18 protein-coding genes are annotated in these 20,005 nt (G+C 46.4%); 6 read left to right on the forward strand and 12 right to left on the reverse strand.

The genetic code is table 11. The features are described from left to right. Window positions 1–4: 4 nt before the first annotated feature. Window positions 5–967, reverse strand: coding sequence for a tRNA dihydrouridine(16) synthase DusC (gene dusC / locus AAA946_RS04760; RefSeq protein ID WP_338163828.1), 963 nt, complete (start codon window positions 965–967; stop codon window positions 5–7). Between the two features lie 122 nt (window positions 968–1,089). Here dusC and AAA946_RS04765 point away from each other — a divergent pair, with 122 nt between their 5' ends. After that, entirely contained in the window at window positions 1,090–1,692 is a 603-nt protein-coding gene (locus AAA946_RS04765; protein ID WP_338163829.1) for a YecA/YgfB family protein, read from the forward strand. A gap of 61 nt (window positions 1,693–1,753) precedes the next feature. Here AAA946_RS04765 and dsbB read toward each other — a convergent pair whose 3' ends face one another. Then, on the reverse strand, window positions 1,754–2,296 hold the full coding sequence (gene dsbB, locus AAA946_RS04770) for a disulfide bond formation protein DsbB (protein WP_338163830.1): 543 nt from the start codon (window positions 2,294–2,296) through the stop codon (window positions 1,754–1,756). Window positions 2,297–2,376: 80 nt separating this feature from the next. Continuing rightward, on the reverse strand, window positions 2,377–3,969 hold the full coding sequence (nhaB, locus tag AAA946_RS04775; RefSeq protein ID WP_338163831.1) for a Na(+)/H(+) antiporter NhaB: 1,593 nt from the start codon (window positions 3,967–3,969) through the stop codon (window positions 2,377–2,379). Between the two features lie 691 nt (window positions 3,970–4,660). Here nhaB and fadR point away from each other — a divergent pair. After that, the gene (fadR, locus tag AAA946_RS04780) at window positions 4,661–5,500 is read left to right on the forward strand and encodes a fatty acid metabolism transcriptional regulator FadR (protein ID WP_338163832.1); all 840 of its coding nucleotides are present in this window, start codon (window positions 4,661–4,663) and stop codon (window positions 5,498–5,500) included. 45 nt (window positions 5,501–5,545) lie between these two features. Here the strand turns inward: fadR and AAA946_RS04785 are convergent, their stop codons facing one another. The 3 genes from AAA946_RS04785 to metG all read right to left on the reverse strand — a co-directional run bounded on the left by AAA946_RS04785 (window position 5,546) and on the right by metG (window position 9,528). Continuing rightward, window positions 5,546–6,334, reverse strand: a complete 789-nt coding sequence (locus AAA946_RS04785) for a hypothetical protein (RefSeq protein ID WP_338163833.1) — start codon at window positions 6,332–6,334, stop codon at window positions 5,546–5,548. A 122-nt stretch (window positions 6,335–6,456) separates the two neighbouring features. Beyond that, window positions 6,457–7,263, reverse strand: coding sequence for a hypothetical protein (locus tag AAA946_RS04790; protein ID WP_338163834.1), 807 nt, complete (start codon window positions 7,261–7,263; stop codon window positions 6,457–6,459). A gap of 204 nt (window positions 7,264–7,467) precedes the next feature. Continuing rightward, on the reverse strand, window positions 7,468–9,528 hold the full coding sequence (gene metG, locus AAA946_RS04795; protein WP_338163835.1) for a methionine--tRNA ligase: 2,061 nt from the start codon (window positions 9,526–9,528) through the stop codon (window positions 7,468–7,470). Between the two features lie 177 nt (window positions 9,529–9,705). On the opposite strand from metG, the gene apbC reads away from it, so the two are divergent. From apbC to AAA946_RS04810, 3 genes are all read left to right on the forward strand, one after another. After that, the gene (gene apbC, locus AAA946_RS04800; protein WP_338163836.1) at window positions 9,706–10,782 is read left to right on the forward strand and encodes an iron-sulfur cluster carrier protein ApbC; all 1,077 of its coding nucleotides are present in this window, start codon (window positions 9,706–9,708) and stop codon (window positions 10,780–10,782) included. Between the two features lie 189 nt (window positions 10,783–10,971). After that, complete coding sequence (gene udk, locus AAA946_RS04805) at window positions 10,972–11,613, forward strand: uridine kinase (RefSeq protein WP_338163837.1); 642 nt, start codon at window positions 10,972–10,974, stop codon at window positions 11,611–11,613. A gap of 165 nt (window positions 11,614–11,778) precedes the next feature. Next, entirely contained in the window at window positions 11,779–13,878 is a 2,100-nt protein-coding gene (locus AAA946_RS04810) for an AsmA family protein (protein ID WP_338163838.1), read from the forward strand. Window positions 13,879–13,940: 62 nt separating this feature from the next. Here the strand turns inward: AAA946_RS04810 and AAA946_RS04815 are convergent, their stop codons facing one another. After that, complete coding sequence (locus AAA946_RS04815) at window positions 13,941–14,207, reverse strand: hypothetical protein (protein WP_338163839.1); 267 nt, start codon at window positions 14,205–14,207, stop codon at window positions 13,941–13,943. Between the two features lie 100 nt (window positions 14,208–14,307). Further along, the gene (gene cobO / locus AAA946_RS04820; protein ID WP_338163840.1) at window positions 14,308–14,916 is read right to left on the reverse strand and encodes a cob(I)yrinic acid a,c-diamide adenosyltransferase; all 609 of its coding nucleotides are present in this window, start codon (window positions 14,914–14,916) and stop codon (window positions 14,308–14,310) included. A 287-nt stretch (window positions 14,917–15,203) separates the two neighbouring features. Between cobO and AAA946_RS04825 the strand changes: the two genes are divergently transcribed. Beyond that, the gene (locus AAA946_RS04825; protein ID WP_338163841.1) at window positions 15,204–15,749 is read left to right on the forward strand and encodes a hypothetical protein; all 546 of its coding nucleotides are present in this window, start codon (window positions 15,204–15,206) and stop codon (window positions 15,747–15,749) included. Window positions 15,750–16,003: 254 nt separating this feature from the next. Here AAA946_RS04825 and AAA946_RS04830 read toward each other — a convergent pair whose 3' ends face one another. The 4 genes from AAA946_RS04830 to arcA form a co-directional block, all read right to left on the reverse strand. Then, window positions 16,004–16,486: an arginine repressor gene (locus AAA946_RS04830; RefSeq protein ID WP_338163842.1), complete on the reverse strand. Its 483-nt coding sequence runs from the start codon at window positions 16,484–16,486 to the stop codon at window positions 16,004–16,006. 199 nt (window positions 16,487–16,685) lie between these two features. Beyond that, window positions 16,686–17,696, reverse strand: coding sequence for an ornithine carbamoyltransferase (locus AAA946_RS04835; protein ID WP_338163843.1), 1,011 nt, complete (start codon window positions 17,694–17,696; stop codon window positions 16,686–16,688). Between the two features lie 84 nt (window positions 17,697–17,780). Continuing rightward, complete coding sequence (gene arcC / locus AAA946_RS04840) at window positions 17,781–18,692, reverse strand: carbamate kinase (protein ID WP_338163844.1); 912 nt, start codon at window positions 18,690–18,692, stop codon at window positions 17,781–17,783. Window positions 18,693–18,728: 36 nt separating this feature from the next. Further along, window positions 18,729–19,949: an arginine deiminase gene (arcA, locus tag AAA946_RS04845; RefSeq protein WP_338163845.1), complete on the reverse strand. Its 1,221-nt coding sequence runs from the start codon at window positions 19,947–19,949 to the stop codon at window positions 18,729–18,731. Window positions 19,950–20,005 lie beyond the last annotated feature (56 nt).

The following is a 20,005-nucleotide window of genomic DNA, read 5'->3' on the forward strand; positions in this document are numbered from 1 at the left end:
AGTATTACTGCGGCAAGGTGGCGAGCATCTTGTCGCGGTACTGCTGGATATGTTCGACAATCGGTGCCGCTTTGTTAAAGGTGCGGATCTCACGAAATAGCTCAGCGGCTTGCGGATATTGCTGACGAAGATACGAGAACCACTGCTTCACGCGGTTTGGATAGTAGAGTCCTTTATCGCCTTTGATTTCATAGGTTGAATAGACCAAAAGCAGCTCAACCACTTCATGCCAAGGCATTACCGTATGGTTGTGTTTGACCACGTTACCGAGGTTTGGCACGTTGAACGCGCCGCGGCACACCATCAAAGAATCCACGCCCGTGGTGTCAATGCAGCGCTGGCCATCGGCGTAGTTCCAAATCTCACCATTCGCGATCAGAGGCAAGTTGGTTTTGCTGCGAATCGCATTGATGTATTCCCACTTGATCTCGCTAGCTTTATAACCGCCAGTTTTGGTGCGCGCGTGCACCGTGAGCTCATTAGCGCCCGCTTGCTCAATCGCATCGACAATTTCAAAGCAGTCGTCTGGGTTTTCCCAGCCCAAACGAATCTTAGCCGTAACGGGAATAGAAGGGTCTACAGCTTCGCGACAGGCTTTAACCACATTATGGATGAGCTCTGGGTGTTGCAGTAGCGCCGCGCCACCTTTGCTCTTGTTGACCAATTTGGCTGGACAGCCAAAGTTTAAGTCAATCCCTTTCGCGCCAAGGGACGCTGCCTTAACAGCGTTTTCTGCCATCCAACGGGGATCTTGGCCAAGAAGCTGAATATGAACGGGAGTGCCGGACTTGGTCATTGAACCCTGAGCCAGTTCAGGACATAGGCGATAGAACACGTGATCAGGCAAAGCTTGGTCAACAACGCGAACAAATTCAGTGACACAAAGATCGTAGTCGTTGATCTCAGTAAGAATTTCTCGCATTAAATGATCTAACACACCCTCCATTGGGCCCAAAACAACACGCATACCAGTTCTCATCATAGTCAGGGAGCGGGGATTCTACCCGTTATAGAACAAAGAATCGACCATTGTGTTTCTAGGGCGAGGTAAATATACTTGCGACAAATTTTGATTGGTGTAATGAACAAATGAAATTCATTGAGCTTCCTGTCGACTGGACAGGCGAATCTAGCGCGTTTATTGAAGGCGCAATCCTAGCGGCTAACTTTGCGGCTGAGCCGCTAAAACCAGAGGCTTGGTTATCTTCAGTAATCGGCGAATTCACATCAGAGCAAGAAACTTGGGTCGTTGAGCACCTACATGCTCAATATGCACTTCTTAAAACCAATCAATACGCATTGCTGGCTTTGCTTGATGATAACCAAGAGCGAGCGGCAGACTTTGCAGAAGGTTTCATGACGGTTTGGCCGGTCGTAGAGGTTCAATGGCAAGGCAAGGCTCTATCTGACGGTACTGAACGCATGCTTCAAGCTCTACTGACGGCGCTGATGCTAGCGATGGATGAAGAACAAACCCACGCTCAAATGCGTGAAGCAGGCTTTGAACAGTTGCCAACGTACGCAGATTTAGCGCCGCAACTTGATGCGATGGTGAATGAGGTGGCGATGGCGGCAGATGAGATGATGATTGGTCATCAATCGCAGACGCTAAACCCGTTTAAAGACGTAGGGCGTAATGATGCTTGCCCTTGTGGTAGTGGCAACAAGTTTAAGAAGTGCTGCGGCAAATAATGACAGGATGCGTTTACCTCTTCTAACGGACTTTGGAAGAGGTAAACGTTAAGCCTATATTCTATTCAAATCCACGCGTACGCGCTGATGATACCTTCGCACCTTGTGAAATCACCACAATAGCCAACGCCACCAAGTTACCCGCAAAAATGATCACCAGCCATTGAGGCATGGATAGCGACAAGAACTGCCATACCACTTTCGAACAATCTCCATAGGCTTCAAACAGCCACGGTGCCCACTCGTTCAGCGGTGCCCAATCCGGGAAAGTAACAAACAAATCACAGGTCTTAAATGGGGAAGGGTTGAACTGATAGTCTACATGCTCAAGTGAGAGTGTGAGACCTTTGATGGAAGAAGCACCCCAAGTGCCTAAACCAAGCCATCTCAACAAGGTGTTCTGAGGATTAATCAGGCCAATTAATGCTGCTCCGCTGATGCCAAACATCGCAACCCGTTCATAGATACACATAACACAAGGTGCCAACTGCATGACATGCTGGAAGAAAAGGGCGCAGAGTTCGAAGAAGATAATCGCTAGAAGCAGCAATCCCCAAGACAGTCTTGTCTGTGAAAATGCTTTAATGTTGGCTAGAAGTGTCACTGTCACGTCCTTGATAAATAAAAAAAGCTCTGAATACTCAGAGCTTTTTAACGTGGAATAGTTTCACAATCAACTAAAAATTAGTGTCCAGATGAGATAGCGCTCTCAACTACGGCACCAGTGTGCTCGACAATCCAACCCGCTTCATAGAACCATGCAGTCATAGGCTCAACCAAGTAGATGATGCCAAGTAGACCTACAATTGACAGTACGATGGTGTATGGCAGTGCCATGATAACCATGCGACCGTAAGAAAGGCGGATAAGCGGTGCCAATGCTGAAGTCAGTAGGAATAGGAACGCCGCTTGACCATTTGGCGTTGCTACTGATGGTAGGTTAGTACCAGTATTGATAGCCACACCCAGAAGGTCGAATTGGTCACGAGTGATCACGCCTTCAATCAATGCTGTTTTCACTTCATTGATGTATACCGTACCAACGAATACGTTATCCGATACCATCGATAGCAGACCGTTTGCCACATAGAACAGGGCAAGCTGAGTGCCTTTGTCTTCAATGTGTAGTACCGCATCAATGATTGGTTTAAATAGACCTTGGTCGACAATCACAGCAACGATCGAGAAGAATACGGCAAGCAGGGCAGTAAATGGCAGCGCTTCTTCAAACGCTTTACCCATTGAGTGTTCTTCGATAACACCTGTGAATGCCGTTGCTAGAACGATAACGGATAGACCAATTAGACCAACCGCTGCAAGGTGCATTGCCAAAGCGACAATCAGCCAAACTGCAATCGCGCCTTGGATCCAAAGTTTCGCGATATCTTGCTTAGTGCGTGATTTACGCTCTTCACGGTCGAACTCAATTAGGATGTTGCGAACGTTTTCGGGCAGTTTTGCACCGTAGCCAAATACCCCCATTTTCTCAACAAGAAAACAGGTTGCTAGGCCACAGACAAGAACAGGGCCCGTTACTGGCAACATACGAATAATGAACTCACCAAACTCCCAACCCGCTTGGCCTGCGATAATCAGGTTTTGAGGCTCACCAACCATAGTCATTACGCCACCTAGCGCCGTACCGACACCTGCGTGCATCAAGAGTGAACGTAGGAATGCACGGTAATCTTCTAAGTCGTCACGAGTAAGATCGGTGATTTCACCGTCATGAGTGTGGTCGTGAGATGAACCGTAGGTCTTGCCTGATGCCACTTTGTGGTAGATAGAGTAGAAACCAACCGATACGCTGATAACCACGGCAATAACCGTTAGTGCATCTAGGAATGCGGATAGGAATGCTGCTGCAAAACAGAAGGCCAGAGAGAGCACCGCTTTTGAGCGAATGCCAAGCAGTATCTTAGTAAAGATAAACAGCAGAAGCTGCTTCATAAAGTAGATACCGGCAACCATGAACACTAGAAGCAACAACACTTCAATGTTGTTGATAAGCTCATGCATAACCATGTCTGGGCTAGTCATTCCCATCGCAACCGCTTCAATGGCGAGAAGGCCACCAGGTTGTAGCGGGTAGCACTTAAGTGCCATAGCTAGGGTGAAGATGAATTCCACCACAAGTAGCCAACCTGCAACAAACGGGTCAACGAGGAAGAAAACAATAGGGTTGATAATTAGGAACGAGATGATGGCTAGTTTATACCAATCGGGTGCTTTACCAAGAAAGTTCTTGATAAACGCATTTCCAAGAGACATCGGCATAGTAATACTCTTATGTTGTTATTAATCGACAGTAGCAAAGGGTACGAAGAGTATTTGAGTGGGCTTCCAAATAAATCGGCAGACTTAAAAAACTTAGAAAACGAACAAAAATTACACACCACACACATGGAGTGGGGATACTGTTCACTTGCCAAGTCCCTCAGCTGCTAAGCACTCCTTGCTTCGCCCGCAACGATACTCCTCGGTAAGATTTAGTCAACAAAAAACACCGTTCTCAAAAAAGGAAAAAGGTATTTTTTGCCAAAAACGCGATCTATACGAAATAAGCCAAGCATAGCCGCGATCAATAGTTGATTTTTTTCTTTGTTGACAGTGTTCTGGATGAAACACTGCGTAACGATGATATGCCAATCACAACCGTCAAAAAAGTATGTTTTTTAGGCTTATTCTTACCAAAGACTCGGAAATATCTTATTAATTATTCTTGTGAATGTTACTGGTGTTTTGTATGTGATTCAGTAGCTTGGGATATTAATGAAAGGTAAATAATTGGGTGGTATTCATGCTTCATACCCATTAATGATTATAGTCGCGTAAATGTTAAAATAGAGTAATTACTCCATCTTGCTATTGTTACATTGATAAGTAGTGTAGGTTTACCAAAATCTTGAAGTAGTGGTATGATGAGTTTCATGTAACGATAAATACAATAGATTGGAAACACCCCATAATGGTAATAAAGGCGAAGAGCCCAGCAGGGTTCGCTGAAAAGTATATTATTGAGAGTATCTGGAATGGCCGTTTTCCTCCAGGCTCAATTCTCCCGGCTGAGCGAGAGCTGTCAGAACTCATTGGGGTCACACGAACTACGCTACGAGAAGTGTTGCAGCGACTTGCGCGTGATGGCTGGTTAACTATCCAACATGGTAAACCGACCAAAGTAAACCAATTTATGGAGACCTCTGGCCTACATATTTTGGATACGCTGATGACGTTGGATGCGGATAACGCAACATCAATCGTTGAAGACTTGCTCGCTGCTCGTACTAATATCAGTCCGATTTTCATGCGTTACGCATTCAAAGCGAATAAAGAAAATGCTGAACGTACTATCGAAGGCATTATCGAATCGTGTGAAAGCTTGCTAAATGCAGAGTCTTGGGACGCGTTCATTGAATCATCACCGTATGCCGATAAACTCAAGGCACACGTTAAAGACGATGGCGATAAAGACGAAGCGGCGCGCCAAGCATCGCTGATCGCTCAAACCTTTAATTTCTACGACTACTCGTTGTTCCAGCGTTTGGCATTCCACTCTGGAAACCAAATCTACGGTTTGATCTTCAATGGTCTGAAGAAACTGTATGACCGTGTCGGTTCTTACTACTTCTCAAACCCAGAAGCACGTACTTTGGCACTTAACTTCTACAAAGAGCTGCTAGAGGTATGTCGCACGGGTGATCGTGACCGACTGCCTAACGCTATTCGTCAATACGGTATGGAAAGTGGCCAAATCTGGACCCAGATGAAGACCACACTGCCGAGCAACTTTACAGAAGACGACAGCTAATAGAGGTTGATAACACATAGAGAAAACCGCCGATGGGCGGTTTTTTTATGCCACCGCAATTTTCGGCAGTGTCGAGTAAATAGACTGCGCCACTGTCGTGACCGAACGGTCGTAGCAGTGAAAAATCAGCTCTGATAGCTGGGACGTAATGCGATACAAGCGCTGTTTCGACTCACCAGCAGAGTCATCGGCGTCAACATCGGCAATGCGCTCAAGCAGGTCTTCATGCAGGTGCTGCTGTAAGCTCAAATCTTGGCTGATGTGCAGTGCAGACAATTGATGACTTAATTGACGAATGAGGCTGCGGATTTCATGCTGGCTATCTTGTTTTTCAAGGGTTTCAATGTGCAGTCTTAATGTGGTCAGTGTGTCCATGTAGGGCACTATTGCCTGCCAGCTTTTTCGTTGTGTCGGTAATAGGTGCGTCTGACCATCCGCTTTCGCCCAAATAGAGATGGTGCTTTGAACCAAAATTAATGCATCCCTGATTAATTGGCTATGTACCAACTGATTGTCGCGAACACTTTGCTGCTGCCAATGACTTAGCTGTTCGCTCACGCAAGCTTTAATATCGGCAAACCCATCTAGTCGATTTAAGGCTGGACTGGTGAGTAGTTGCTGCAATTGGGTACGCGCACTAGTCTGCTGTCTTTGGTTATTATGCCCAAACAGCAAGCTATAGTGGGTTGCTTCTCGGTGCATTCTGAGCTGCGCAATCAGCTTTCTCAGATCCGCCAATCTCTGGTAATAGCATTCATGGCTCACGCCACCCTCCGGTGACATAGCGAACAGGCGGCGAACCGCGTTGGATGTTTTGCCTAAAGAAGATGTCATCGTCGCCTCCTTGCGAACTTGTTAAACCAAGCCATTGTCTTCACTTGTTTGAATGACAGAGCAGTGGCTTGGATTATATTCGTGTTACCTTACGTATTGATTATGAACAATAAATGACAAAATTAGACCGTCATAATGTTTGGTACTGGCTGATAGAGGTCACTCGCAATTTCATTCACCAGACCGTCGTAGCTAGAAAAAATCAGTTCCGATAGCTCTGACGTTAGTTGGTATAGGAACTCTTTATCCAGAGCTGTATCTGGCTCTTCAATCAAGGCTTCTATTTTGCTTACTGTCGTGCTGTACATGGGGGAGGGTACGCTAAGTGGTCCCACGAGACTGAGATGATTCACTTTGCGGTGCATTTGTTTACAGTAGTGAAGGATACGCTGTCTTCCAAGCTCAGAATCCGCGCCATCGATGCAAATACGTAGCTGAGTTAGACAGTCGAGAGAGTCAATAACGCCTTGCCAAACATTGCGATACTCTTGATCCAGCTCTTCGCGCTCAACGTCCATTAGCCAGGCGACAAATATTTCATCGACCAGGAACAAGGTTTGACGGATCAGCTTGCCGTGCACAATCTGGTTTTTGCTGACGCTGTGCTTTTTCCAAGAACGAGAAAGCAATTTGACGTTGCTGTGCAGCACGCGATACAGCGGCTTGTTATCAAAGTGAGCGATATTAATAAGCCGAATGCAGCATTCTTCCATGGCGGATTCAATTTTTTCGAGCTGCTTTCCCTTTTTCTGATCAAACATCAATTGATAGTGAGTGGCGGTGCGGTGCTGGCGAATCAAGGTGATCAGATCGCGAAGCTGTACAACCAATTGGTATTTTCGTTCTATTTTAGCTTCGGTGATTTTGGCGTAATGATAAATGGCAGCCAAAATAGCAATAGATAAGACTAGAGATATCAACACAAACATAACGACCTCCTTTACGTCGTCTAATGTCTTCAAGAGACATAGAGCAAAGGGAATGCCAATATGGAATTTTTATATAAAACAGTAACTTAATACTTTTTTGGTAGAGGATGGTGCGATGTTTTGGTGCAATTGCACATTATTTGTGAATTAAATCACAAAAAAAGCCAGCAAGAATGCTGGCTTTAGTCTAACGATATTAGCGTGTTACATCACACGCATGCCTGGCTGAGCACCGTCATGTGGCTCAAGGATCCATAGGTCGCTGCCACCAGGGCCTGCGGCTAGGATCATGCCTTCAGACATACCAAACTTCATCTTACGAGGCTTGAGGTTTGCTACCATAACGGTCAGCTTACCTTCTAGCTCTTCAGGTTTGTATGCCGACTTAATACCAGAGAACACTTGGCGAGTTTCGCCACCGATGTCTAGCTGGAACTTAAGTAGCTTGTTCGCTTTTGGCACTTCTTCACAAGAAATGATGCGAGCAATGCGCATGTCTACTTTGGCAAAGTCGTCAAACTCGATCTCATCAGCGATAGGATCTTTATCAAGCTCAGTTTGGCTTGCTTTGTTCTTCTCTGCTTCCGCTTTTTCTTTCGCCGCGACTTCTGCTGCTGCATCTTCTTTAGAAGCTTCGATCATCGCTTCCACTTTCTTAGGATCGATACGGTTAAACAGCGCCTTGAACTTAGTGATCTCATGACCCGTCAGTGGCGCGGCAATACCTTCCCAAGTTAGCGTTTCGTTTAGGAATGCTTCTGTACGCGCAGCCAAAGCTGGCATAACCGGCTTCAGGTAAGTCATCAGAACGCGGAACAGGTTGATACCCACAGAGCAGATGTCTTGAAGCTCTTGGTCTTTGCCTTCTTCTTTAGCAACAACCCAAGGTGCTTTCTCGTCAACGTACTGGTTCGCTTTGTCAGCCAGTGCCGTGATTTCACGGATTGCACGACCAAACTCACGAGACTCGTACAGCTCTGCGATGCGGTCAGCGGCTGCAACGAATTCGTTGTATAGCTCAGGCTCTGCAAAGTTGTCAGAAAGCTTGCCTTCGAAACGTTTGCTGATGAAACCAGCGTTACGAGATGCTAGGTTCACAATCTTGTTGACGACGTCAGCGTTAACACGTTGCGTGAAGTCTTCAAGGTTAAGGTCTAGATCGTCGATACGGCTGTTTAGCTTCGCAGCGTAGTAGTAACGTAGACACTCAGGATCTAGGTGGTTAAGGTACGTTGCCGCTTTGATGAAAGTGCCTTTCGATTTAGACATCTTCGCGCCGTTTACTGTTACGTAGCCGTGAACGAATACGTTGTTTGGCTTACGGAAGCCGCTGCCTTCTAGCATTGCTGGCCAGAATAGGCTGTGGAAGTAAACAATGTCTTTACCGATGAAGTGGTAAAGCTCAGTCGAGCTGTCTTTTTTCCAGTACTCGTCGAAATCGAGATCGTCACGCTTGCCACACAGGTTTTTGAATGACGCCATGTAGCCAACAGGGGCATCTAGCCAAACGTAGAAGAACTTGTTCTTTTCGCCTGGGATTTCGAAACCGAAGTAAGGCGCATCGCGAGAGATATCCCACTGCTGCAGACCTGACTCGAACCACTCTTGCATCTTGTTCGCTGTTTCTGATTGAAGCGAGCCAGAGCGAGTCCACTCTTTTAGCATGCTTTCAAACTGAGGCAGGTCGAAGAAGAAGTGCTCAGAGTCTTTCATTACAGGCGTCGCGCCAGATACTGCTGATTTAGGATTAATCAGTTCAGTTGGGCTGTAGGTTTCACCACAGTTGTCACAGTTGTCGCCGTATTGATCTTCAGACTTACATTTCGGGCAAGTACCTTTAACGAAGCGATCTGGTAGGAACATCTCTTTTTCTGGGTCAAACAGCTGAGAAATAGTACGGCTAGAAATGAAGCCATTCTTTTTCAGCTCAAGGTAGATGTGAGATGCCAACTCGCGGTTCTCATCTGAGTGCGTGCTGTGGTAGTTATCGAAACTGATATCAAAGCCAGCGAAGTCTTTTTGGTGCTCTTCGCTAACTGCTGCGATCATTTCTTCCGGCGTGATCCCCATCTGCTGAGCTTTCAGCATGATTGGTGTGCCGTGAGCATCATCAGCACAAATGAAGTTTACTACGTTGCCACGTAGACGTTGGTAGCGCACCCAAATATCCGCTTGGATATGCTCAAGCATATGACCTAAGTGGATAGAGCCGTTAGCGTACGGTAGTGCACAAGTGACCAACAGTTTTCTTGGATCGTTTGCCATACTTTGTTTCGCTTTCTTTATTCAGAGTAAAAATATTGGCTAATACTACATGATGCATGGCATGACTCCAAGATATCCGACACCAATCTCCCCAACTTTTTTAGGGTTCTGGTTCGGCCAAGTGAGTGCTAATCTTAGGAAGATTAGCAAAAGACTAACAATAATAAGGAATGCAAGATGCGCACGTTCGAATCGAAACAAGATTTTTGCCAATGGCTAGGGGAGTTTAGTGATTCAAATCTTAAGCTTGGGTGGAGTGAAGTCCCTGATGTGGTTAAGGTTGCAGCCTCGGGTGAGTTTCAAATTGCTCTGCCGTTTGCCAACCTCTCGGCGCGAGAGGCATTAGCTAGCTGGATTGAAGGCAAACAAGCTTCTGGCGAAGTCGCTCAGTTTCCTTTCTCAGTCTCTGTCAGTACCAAAGCACTTGAAACTACAGTGGCGACGGAAATCAAAGGTGTGAAAAACGTCATTGCGGTGACCTCTGCCAAAGGCGGGGTAGGCAAATCGACCACCGCAGTTAATCTTGCATTGGCGATCAGTCAGCTAGGCGCAAAAGTGGGTATTTTAGATGCCGATGTATACGGCCCATCAATTCCTATCATGCTCGGCCAAATCGATGCGCACCCAGAAGTGCGTGATGGCAAGTGGATGCAACCCGTACCTGCTCATGGTATTTACACGCAATCCATCGGATACTTGATGAGTACTGATGACGCGGCCATTTGGCGCGGCCCTATGGCGTCCAAAGCGTTGGCTCAGCTTCTTAATGAAACGGAATGGCCAGATTTAGATTACTTGGTTATTGATATGCCGCCGGGCACAGGCGATATTCAATTGACCCTATCACAGCAAATACCGGTAACCGGCGCACTTATCGTGACCACGCCGCAAGACCTTGCTTTGGCTGATGCGATTAAAGGCGCTGCGATGTTCGAGAAAGTCTCGGTACCTGTAGTTGGTATTGTTGAGAATATGAGCTATCACATCTGTAGCCAATGTGGTTCGAAAGAGCATATCTTCGGTGCGGGTGGTGCTGAGTGGATGGCGTCGAAGTTTGGGCTTAATTTGCTTGGTCAAGTGCCGCTTCATATCGACATTCGTGAGTCGATTGATAATGGTGCTCCAACGGTGGTGTCAAACCCAGATAGTGAACACGCAATTATCTATCGAGAGCTTGCAGAAAGAGTTTGCTCGGATCTATTTTGGGGCGGCAAAGCGAAACCAGACTCAATCTTGTTTAAGATGGTCGAATAACTCGATATGAGTATGGTTGGTTATTAAGCAAACAGTGGGCTAGTGGGTAATCGATTGCATTTTTTCATTCTTCGATCTGAGACAAAATTGAACGTCAAATAAGTGAGATATCGACTAGTATCTATTGAATGATGTCCATATAATTACGCGGTTTTGTCCTCACCACCATATATGTACTAGGTGCAAAGAATGTCTGATAATAATCAATGTGTCATCGTCGGTATCGCTGGCGCTTCTGCTTCTGGAAAAAGCCTCATTGCGAGCACTATCTATAACGAACTTCGCGAGAAGGTTGGCGATCATCAAATCGGTGTCATCACGGAAGATTGTTACTACAACGATCAAAGTCACTTGAGCATGGAAGAGCGTGTTAAAACGAACTACGACCACCCAAATGCCCTTGACCACGATCTGCTTTGCGAACACCTAGAGCAACTGATCAATGGTGAAGCGGTTGAAGTGCCAGAGTACAGCTACACCGAGCACACTCGTACAGAAAACAGCACCACGATGACACCAAAGAAAGTGATCATCCTTGAAGGTATTCTTCTGCTGACAGATCCTCGCCTACGTAAACTGATGCACGCGACCGTATTTATGGATACGCCGCTTGATATCTGTCTACTGCGCCGCGTTAAGCGTGATGTTGAAGAACGTGGTCGTACAATGGAATCTGTGCTGACTCAGTACCAATCGACAGTTCGTCCTATGTTTATGCAGTTCATTGAACCATCAAAGCAACACGCGGACATTATTGTCCCACGTGGCGGTAAAAACCGTATCGCAATCGACGTGTTAAAAGCGCACATCGCTAAGTTACTTCGTGCATAATCCTGACTCAGTTCGGATTGAAAGCGCACAATGAACTCAGTGAGAATGTCCTATAATAGATAGGTGCTCGAACGGCGTTTAAATTGCTTTATTTTTTAACTAATTAGTGGCACTTTATGTGCCACTTTTTGTTTTTAGGTTTTCAGCCTTGCAAGGAAGTTGCTAATGAAAAAATTCCTCCTCATTCTTGCCATCCCGGTATTTGTCATCGTGTTAGGTATCGCGGCACTGGTGATGTTGGTTAATCCCAACCAGTTCAAACCAATGCTTGCTGAACAAGTGAAAACTCAAACGGGTCTTGAGCTTGAAATTAGCGGTGATATCAGTTGGCAGTTCTTCCCGTCGGTAGGCTTAGAGCTTGGCCAAACCAGCCTTAAAAACCCGCAAGGTTTTCAAAACCCAAATTTATTTAGTGTTAGCCAAGTCGGCGTGAGTGTGGCTGTGATGCCGCTGCTCGATAAAACGTTGGAGATTGGCTCGATAACGTTAGATGGTGCGCAGGTTTACTTAGAAACTCTGAAAGACGGCCGCTCAAATCTTGATGCCTTAACGGCAGCGCCGCAAACAGAAACCACGGCAGAGCCAGAAGCAACCAGCGATGCGCCAGCTGAAACGTCCACATCAGCCGCCGATGGATGGCAGATTTCTCTCTCTGGTGTCACCGTGTCAAATGCGCTGCTTGAGGTGTCAAACGCGCAAACGGGCGCTTTCACTAAGCTTTATGATGTGGGCTTGAATGTGACGGAGTTTGCCGTTGACCAATGGACGACGGCGAGCTTTGAGCTTAAAGGCCAAAACAACGATCAGCAGTTCACAGCGAAGGGTACTGCTGATTTCAAACTGGCGCAGGGCTTTGCAGAATACGCGCTCAAGAACATCGAGTTTGATGCGACCTATAAAGATGCGGTAAACCAGATTCAACAAGCGCAGTTAAAACTGGCGACGTTTGAGTTTGATAAGCCAAATGCCATCGACTTTTCAATGAAAGGCAATGCTGCCGATCTCACCTTTGAGGCTAAAGGTGGCACCACGTTTACCGTCGATAAAGCGATGACTCTTGTTACGTTGAGTGGATTGTCTTTAGATTCGACACTAGAAGGAGCAACGCTTCCGCAATCGCCGATGAAGGTGGTGATGGCTTCTGATCTTAGCTTTGATATGAACAAAAGCTTCCTAGACTTTGTGTTGCAGAAACTGACCGTTAATAAGATTGAGCTTGATGGTAAGGCAACGGTGCAGTTGGCGGACATTCCGCAGGTGCGCTTCTCACTGCACAGCCCAAATATCGATTTAGATGAGTTTTTGGGCTTGAACCAAGCGGCAGCTAGCACTGACTCTAAAGGTGGTGAATCTGGAACAGGTGGTTCGGGCACCAGTGCACCTTCACAAGAAGTTGAACCTGATTTAACAGCGCTTGGCGGTTTGGATGTTCAAGGTAAGATCACCATCGATAAGTTCAAAGCGGGCAATGCTCATATGCAGCAAGTGAAGACCGATTTTGCTGTGAATCGTGGCGTGGCGACGCTGAACTCTTTCAGCTCGCAGCTTTACAGTGGTTCGATTACTGCAACGGGCAAGTTAGATGCACGTAAATCTCCAGCGTCATACAGCGCAGTGAAGCGTATTAAAGGCGTCAAAGTACAACCACTGCTGGTTGATGTGGCCAACAACGATATGTTGGAAGGTACGGGTAATATTGATGTGAATGTCAAAGGCAAAGGTCTAGCACCTACCGCGATGAAGAAAAACCTGTCGGGTACGGTGAAAATTAACTTTGCCGATGGCGCAGTCAATGGTATCAACGTGGCGCAGCTTATTCGTGACAACTACGCTCGCTTTACAGGGAAGCCTGTAGAGGGCGAAACAGGTCCGAAAAAGACCGACTTCAGCGCGATGAAAGCAACGCTCAAACTTGCCAACGGTGTGGTATCGACCAATGATATGACGGCTGAGTCACCGCTATTGCGTGTCAAAGGTCAAGGCTCGGCGAACTATATCAATGAGACCGCTGACTTTGTGGTGAGCACGTCGGTTGTTGGTACCCTTGAAGGGCAGGGTGGTCAGAGTATCGATGAGCTTAGAGATGTAACGATTCCAATTCGAATTACTGGCGCGTGGACGGATCCAAAATTTGCTTTGGTGTTTGACGATGTGCTCAAAGAGAAAGCGAAAAAAGAAGTCGAGCGTGCCACTGAGCGACTAGGCATTAAAGATGAAAAGACGAAAAAAGCAGTAGATAGCCTGCTGAAAGGTCTCTTTAACTAATCTGTCTTTTTAAGCAAAAAATGCCAGCCTTTGAGGCTGGCATTTTTGTTAACGGTATGTGGTTACCAATGCAGGTCGAGATCTTGCTCTGGCTCGGCGATGGTTTCCCATTGGCCAATCAAACGAGTTACCGTTGCCATGTCGATCATTTTGCTATCGATAACACCATTGGGTCTGCGAATGGTCAGTGAGACGCTCGATGGTTGTGTGCTAGGCGCTATTGAGTCCCAACACGCTGTGGAGTCCTGCATGCTTTGTATTGGTCCCCATCCTAGGACAAACTGATGCTCGCTGGTGTGCATCCAAAGGGTCAGAGTACAACTTTCCATAAAACTCTCCATGTTACCGTTATGTTGCATATATGTTTAATTTAAACGAAATGCAAACCATTGTCATGCACGAATTAGTTTATTTTGTACCCCAAGAAGGTTACCAGTCGACGCCTTTAAGCGCTTTAACGCCCGACTCAAAAGCATGCTTAACGTTTTTCACCTCAGAAACGGTGTCTGCCATCTCAATCAATGTTCGGTGCGCGGCACGTCCGGTAATAATGACAGACTGCATTGCAGGGCGATTATTGAGCGCCTCGACCACCTCATCAAGTTCAATGTAGCCATAACTCACCATATAGGTCAGCTCATCAAACAAGACGACATCAATAGACTCATCTTGCAGCATACGCTTGCACTCTTGCCAGACGCCTTGCGCTGCTTCGGTGTCCGCCGTCTTGTTCTGGGTTTCCCAGGTAAAGCCCGTTGCCATTACTTGAAATTCAACACCCAGCTTTTCGAGCAGGTTTCGCTCACCGTTATCCCAAGTACCTTTAATAAACTGTGCCACTGCACACTTTTTGCCGTGTCCGACAGCGCGTGCGACCGTGCCAAACCCTGATGTCGATTTTCCTTTACCGTTTCCGGTAATAACAAGTAGCAGGCCTTTCTCAATTTGAGCATTGGCGATCTTCTTATCGACATTCTCTTTAACTTTCTGTTGGCGCTCTTTATGACGCTGCTGCTTAGACTCTTCCGACATTGACATAGGGATTCCTTAAATTTGTTGTGTCTACGCTCCATCATAAAGCAAACCTAAAAGAAAAAAACGGGATAAATCTTAGGGGAATTTCACAGTTAAGTTCGATATTTTTAAGGGTACCGCATGAAGCTCATTGTTAGAGCGATGAGGAGAGACGTGATGAGAACCTTAGAGTACTTCGCAATTGTTTGATGTTTAATTGATAGCTTGTTTATTAAGCCGTATTGAGTGTTGTAACACTCCAAAAAATCAGTTTAGAGTCTTGAGCAATAAGTAGAAACTGAGAGCATGCAATGATATCAGAACAATTACCCTATAAACTTCCCACATCTATTCCTGATAAAGTGAAGTTGTTGGCGAACATTACAAAAGTGAATCCAAAGTATCTGGAAAAGAAAGATGAGGCTGAGTTATTGGCATTGTCATATATGGTGATGTATCGTCATTTGGGGCACTTAGAAAAGCAAACTGCACTCAAGCACGTGCGCTCCTTAGAAAATAAGAATTTGATGAACATTGTTTTGACTAAGTTGCTAGACACCACTTTTGTAAATCCGTCTTGGGGAATGTGGTCGCGCTCGAACTCAGAGTTAAATGCTGTCATTACCAAGTCAGAAATTGTTTTATATGTAGGTGGGGCATTTGGCTTTACTGCTGGATTATCCTCCGGCCTAGATGGATTAAAGACCTTGGTTAAGGCAACAACGGTTAAAGCTGCTATCCGAAGCTTGGGTGCTTTAGCAATTATATTACTGTTATCTCAATCTCAACATGAACTAAATAGCGCGAAAGAGGAGCTATCCAATCGTACAACTATTAACACTTCCAGTCGGTATTAGTATGAGTAACTTTAATCTGAATAGGCTTTTAGGTGGTTTGATACTGTGCGGGCTTATGTGGTTGTTTGTTCATCTAGATGAATCAATGAAAGACATCGCGTTTTTTTTAACTTTGGGTACTTTTGCTTATCGAGAACTCAGGAATAAGAGTACTAAATAAATCCCTCTTTTTTCAAAGCAGCGAGTTATCTTTTGGAGAATTGGCGTCATTTAGAATAGGGAAAGAGCGGGAACAAACCTCTTTCCCTTTACTATTATGCCCCCAATCGCGCCCGCACGACTTGCTCACAACGGTCGACGTCTTTGACATGTTTTGGCACCACTAAAATGGTGTCGTTACCGCCAATAGTGGCGAGGATGTCGGCGTGAGGATCGATATCGATGAGTCTTGCTATCAATTGAGCACTGCCAGGGTGCGTCTTTATCACCACTAACGACTGATTATTGGTGATGAGTTCGATCTGGGAAGAGATAGAGGAGTCTACGCGAACCGAGCTGGTTTCTGAGGTCAGGCAGTAAGCTTTTTTACCACACGCGTTTTGCATTTTTACGACGCCGAGTTGGGCGAGCAGACGTGAGACCGTGGATTGGCTGATCCCGTGGTAGCCAAGATCGACAAGCGCTTGTCTGAGTTTGTTCTGGGTGGTGAAGCTTTGTTGTTGCAGCAGCTTTTTGCACACTTCGGTAAGCTTTTGCTCATCGACAGTAGGGTTGTCTAAATCAGGAGTGTCGTACATGTGTCACCTACTAAATAGTAAAACTCATCCTTGAGGTGGTTTTATATGTCGTTATATTTAATAAATTGCATCTCATACACTAGCAAATTACTAAAAAGTAAAATATATGCCCACTTCTCATTTTAATGACAGGTAATTGTTCAATCACTCAAAAGCGAGAGAAACCCCTCGCTTTTGTCCGTGCACTCGCTTCAATGGATTATTGACCTAATGTCGCCACCATCACGGCTTTAATGGTGTGCATGCGATTCTCTGCTTCATCAAACACGATAGAGTATGGAGACTCAACCACTTCATCGGTCACTTCACATCCTTGTGATAGCTCTGGATAGTCGGCGGCTAGGCCTTTACCTACGGTGGTATCCTCGCCATGGAATGCTGGAAGGCAGTGCATAAACTTAACGTTTGGATTGCCCGTCGCTTTAATCACATCCATGTTAACTTGGTAAGGCAGCATCAGTTTGATGCGCTCTGCCCACGCTTCTTTGGCTTCACCCATGGAGACCCAGACGTCGGTGTAAAGGAAGTCACAACCTTGCACGCCTTCTTGCACGTCTTCGGTAAGGACAATCTTCGCTCCGGTTTCTGCTGCAATGGTTTGGCATTGCTCAATCAGTGACGCTTCAGGCCAGAATGCTTTTGGCGCCACAAGGCGGATTTCCATACCCATTTTCGCCGCACCTACCATGAGTGAGTTACCCATGTTATTGCGCGCATCACCAAGATACGCAAAGGTAATCTCACTTAGCGGTTTGTTTGGTGAATGCTCCATCATGGTCATGAAGTCAGCCAGAATTTGTGTCGGGTGGAACTCATCGGTTAAACCATTCCAAACAGGCACGCCGGCGTATTGACCTAACTCTTCCACAATCTCTTGACCAAACCCGCGGTACTCGATGCCGTCATACATTCTGCCCAGCACGCGAGCGGTATCTTTCATCGATTCTTTGTGGCCAATTTGAGAGCCCGTTGGACCAAGATAGGAGACTTGCGCGCCTTGGTCGAATGCGGCAACTTCAAACGCACAGCGGGTGCGAGTTGAGGTTTTTTCGAAGATAAGTGCGATGTTTTTACCTTTAAGGCGTGGCTGCTCATAGCCGTTGTACTTAGCTTTTTTAAGCTCAATAGACAGCTCTAACAAATGACCGATTTCACGAGGTGTGAAATCAAGAAGTTTTAGGAAGTTACGATTACGAAGATTGAAAGCCATAATAGTGTCCTTTTTTTTGTCTTAGCGCTGGCTCATACCGCTTAAATTAAGCCAGCGCGTCATAGCATAGTGATGGAATGTGAATTAACGTTTGGTAATAACTGTGCCTGCATTGCCTTCTAGGATGCGAAGGCCGTCTTCTAGTGCGCCAATGCCCACCATTTGTCCGCCTTGCTGAATGAACTCACATGAGGCGTCGATTTTTGGTCCCATTGAGCCCGCATCAAATTGATATTGGGAGAGCTCTGCTGGTGTCGTGGCGTGCAGTGGACGCTGTGTTGGTTGGCCCCAGTCGAGGTAAACCGCATCGGCGTCAGTCAAAATCAACAGACGATCTGCGTTGAGTTGTTTGGCTAGGAAGGCTGCCGACATGTCTTTGTCGATCACCGCTTCTACGCCTACCAATTTTCCTTCTTTGCGCGTAACTGGAATACCGCCGCCGCCAGTACAAATGACCAAATGACCTTGCTCGATTAACGAAGTAATCGCTTCGTGCTCAATGATGCCTGTCGGTTGTGGGCTTGGTACCACGCGGCGAAAGTGCTGGCCGTCGGGCTTAATTGTCCAGTGGTATTTTTCTGCGAGCTCACAAGCTTCTTGCTTCTCATAAATCGGACCTATCGGCTTAGTCGGATCTTGAAATGCGGGATCTTTAGGATCGACGGTCATTTGTGTCAGCATGCAGGTGACGTTTCTCTCCGGCATTTGGTTTTTGAACTCTTGCATCAACATGTAGCCGATCATGCCTTGCGTTTCGCTGCCAAGTACGTCGAGTGGGTACGGGTTGACCTTTTTGTACTCGAGCCCTTGAAGCGCCAGTAAACCAACTTGTGGGCCATTCCCATGCACCAGTACGACATTGTATTGCTCAGCAATTTTAGCGATGGTGTTAACCGCGACTTCAATATTGTGTCTTTGCACTTCCGCTTCGAGTGGCTCGCCTCTTTTGAGCAGTGCGTTACCGCCAAGAGCGACGACAATGGTTTGTTTTTTCATAGTCTTTATCCAGAGCAGTTAAGTCTTAGGGAATGGTTAGATACCATCACGTTCAATAGGGCAGCTCATACAGCGAGCACCGCCACGGCCACGACCAAGTTCATCGCCAGGTATTGGCAATACTGTGATGCCGGCTTTGTCGTACTTCTCGTTGGTGTAGGTATTGCGCTCGTAGCCAATGACCACACCTGGTTTCACGGTGAGCACATTGTTGGCGTCGTTCCACTGTTCACGTTCGGCCTCAAAGTTATCGCCACCGGTGGTAATAAGATTGAGTTTGTCGACTTGCAGCGCTTTCTCGATGGTTGAGATGTACGAGCTTTGCTGAGTGGCTTTGACGCGGCCCGATTCATCACCCGTTAAGCTCCAGCACTTCACATCATCTGGAATCACATTCGGATAGACCGAGAAGGTATCTTCACGCATGTGCGTCATTACCGTATCGAGGTGCATGCAAGAGCGATCTTTTGGCAGCTCCAGTGCAATCACCTGTTTCGCTTCGCCGTGCTTAAATAGGCTTGCAGCCAAATGCTCAACGCCTTGTGGTGTGGTGCGCTCAGACATGCCAATAAGAACGGCGCCTTTACCAATGACCAGTACATCACCACCTTCAATAGTGGAGTGGTCATACGCCAAAGGTTCATCACCAAAGTACTTAATGAAGTCTTGGCCAGCGAACGTTGGGTGCCAGCGGTAGATAGCACGAAGATGGTTGGTTTCGCGTTGACGCGCGACTTTTGCCATAGGGTTAATGGACACGCCGCCATAAACCCAGCATGAGGTGTCGCGGGTAAATAGATGGTTCGGTAGCGGATCGATAATAAAGTCATTCTTTTTGTACAGTGATTGCAGCATTGAAGATGATTCAAGCGGCATTTCTCCGAACGACAAACCGCCAGTCAACACTTTCGCAAGCTCAAGGTTTGGCAAGTCGCCTAGGTAGCATCTCACGTCATTGGCGAAGGTTGGACCGTAGCGAAAATCCGACACTTGGGTGTTTAGCAGCCAATCTTTCGCTTCTGGAATCGCAAGTGTTTCTGCAAGTAAGTGAGTCAGTAGTAACACTTCCACACCTTGGGACTCTAGCGTTTTTGCAAACACATCGTGTTCTTCGCCAGCTTTCTCGACAGCAAGCACATCATCGAAAAGGAGCTGGTGGCAGTTTGATGGAGTTAAGTGTGTGAGAGCACGACGTGGACGGTGAATTAACACGCGACGTAGCTGACCAACTTCAGAACCAACATAGAGTTTATTCATAATCAAGTCTCTCTAATATTTATTAAAACTCATCGAGTTTTATGTAGGGTATTTAT

This window comes from Vibrio sp. 10N (genome assembly GCF_036245475.1).
GTDB lineage: Bacteria > Pseudomonadota > Gammaproteobacteria > Enterobacterales > Vibrionaceae > Vibrio.

Excerpts from the sequence above, each read along its gene's own strand:
- AAA946_RS04790 (WP_338163834.1), bottom strand. The coding sequence starts at position 7,263 with ATGTTTGTGTTGATATCTCTAGTCTTATCTATTGCTATTTTGGCTGCC.
- cobO (WP_338163840.1), bottom strand. The coding sequence starts at position 14,916 with ATGTCAATGTCGGAAGAGTCTAAGCAGCAGCGTCATAAAGAGCGCCAA.
- nhaB (WP_338163831.1), bottom strand. The coding sequence starts at position 3,969 with ATGCCGATGTCTCTTGGAAATGCGTTTATCAAGAACTTTCTTGGTAAA.
- AAA946_RS04810 (WP_338163838.1), top strand. The coding sequence starts at position 11,779 with ATGAAAAAATTCCTCCTCATTCTTGCCATCCCGGTATTTGTCATCGTG.
- fadR (WP_338163832.1), top strand. The coding sequence starts at position 4,661 with ATGGTAATAAAGGCGAAGAGCCCAGCAGGGTTCGCTGAAAAGTATATT.
- AAA946_RS04835 (WP_338163843.1), bottom strand. The coding sequence starts at position 17,696 with ATGGCTTTCAATCTTCGTAATCGTAACTTCCTAAAACTTCTTGATTTC.
- AAA946_RS04785 (WP_338163833.1), bottom strand. The coding sequence starts at position 6,334 with ATGACATCTTCTTTAGGCAAAACATCCAACGCGGTTCGCCGCCTGTTC.
- metG (WP_338163835.1), bottom strand. The coding sequence starts at position 9,528 with ATGGCAAACGATCCAAGAAAACTGTTGGTCACTTGTGCACTACCGTAC.
- dusC (WP_338163828.1), bottom strand. The coding sequence starts at position 967 with ATGCGTGTTGTTTTGGGCCCAATGGAGGGTGTGTTAGATCATTTAATG.
- apbC (WP_338163836.1), top strand. The coding sequence starts at position 9,706 with ATGCGCACGTTCGAATCGAAACAAGATTTTTGCCAATGGCTAGGGGAG.
- arcA (WP_338163845.1), bottom strand. The coding sequence starts at position 19,949 with ATGAATAAACTCTATGTTGGTTCTGAAGTTGGTCAGCTACGTCGCGTG.
- AAA946_RS04765 (WP_338163829.1), top strand. The coding sequence starts at position 1,090 with ATGAAATTCATTGAGCTTCCTGTCGACTGGACAGGCGAATCTAGCGCG.
- udk (WP_338163837.1), top strand. The coding sequence starts at position 10,972 with ATGTCTGATAATAATCAATGTGTCATCGTCGGTATCGCTGGCGCTTCT.
- AAA946_RS04830 (WP_338163842.1), bottom strand. The coding sequence starts at position 16,486 with ATGTACGACACTCCTGATTTAGACAACCCTACTGTCGATGAGCAAAAG.
- AAA946_RS04825 (WP_338163841.1), top strand. The coding sequence starts at position 15,204 with ATGATATCAGAACAATTACCCTATAAACTTCCCACATCTATTCCTGAT.
- arcC (WP_338163844.1), bottom strand. The coding sequence starts at position 18,692 with ATGAAAAAACAAACCATTGTCGTCGCTCTTGGCGGTAACGCACTGCTC.
- AAA946_RS04815 (WP_338163839.1), bottom strand. The coding sequence starts at position 14,207 with ATGGAAAGTTGTACTCTGACCCTTTGGATGCACACCAGCGAGCATCAG.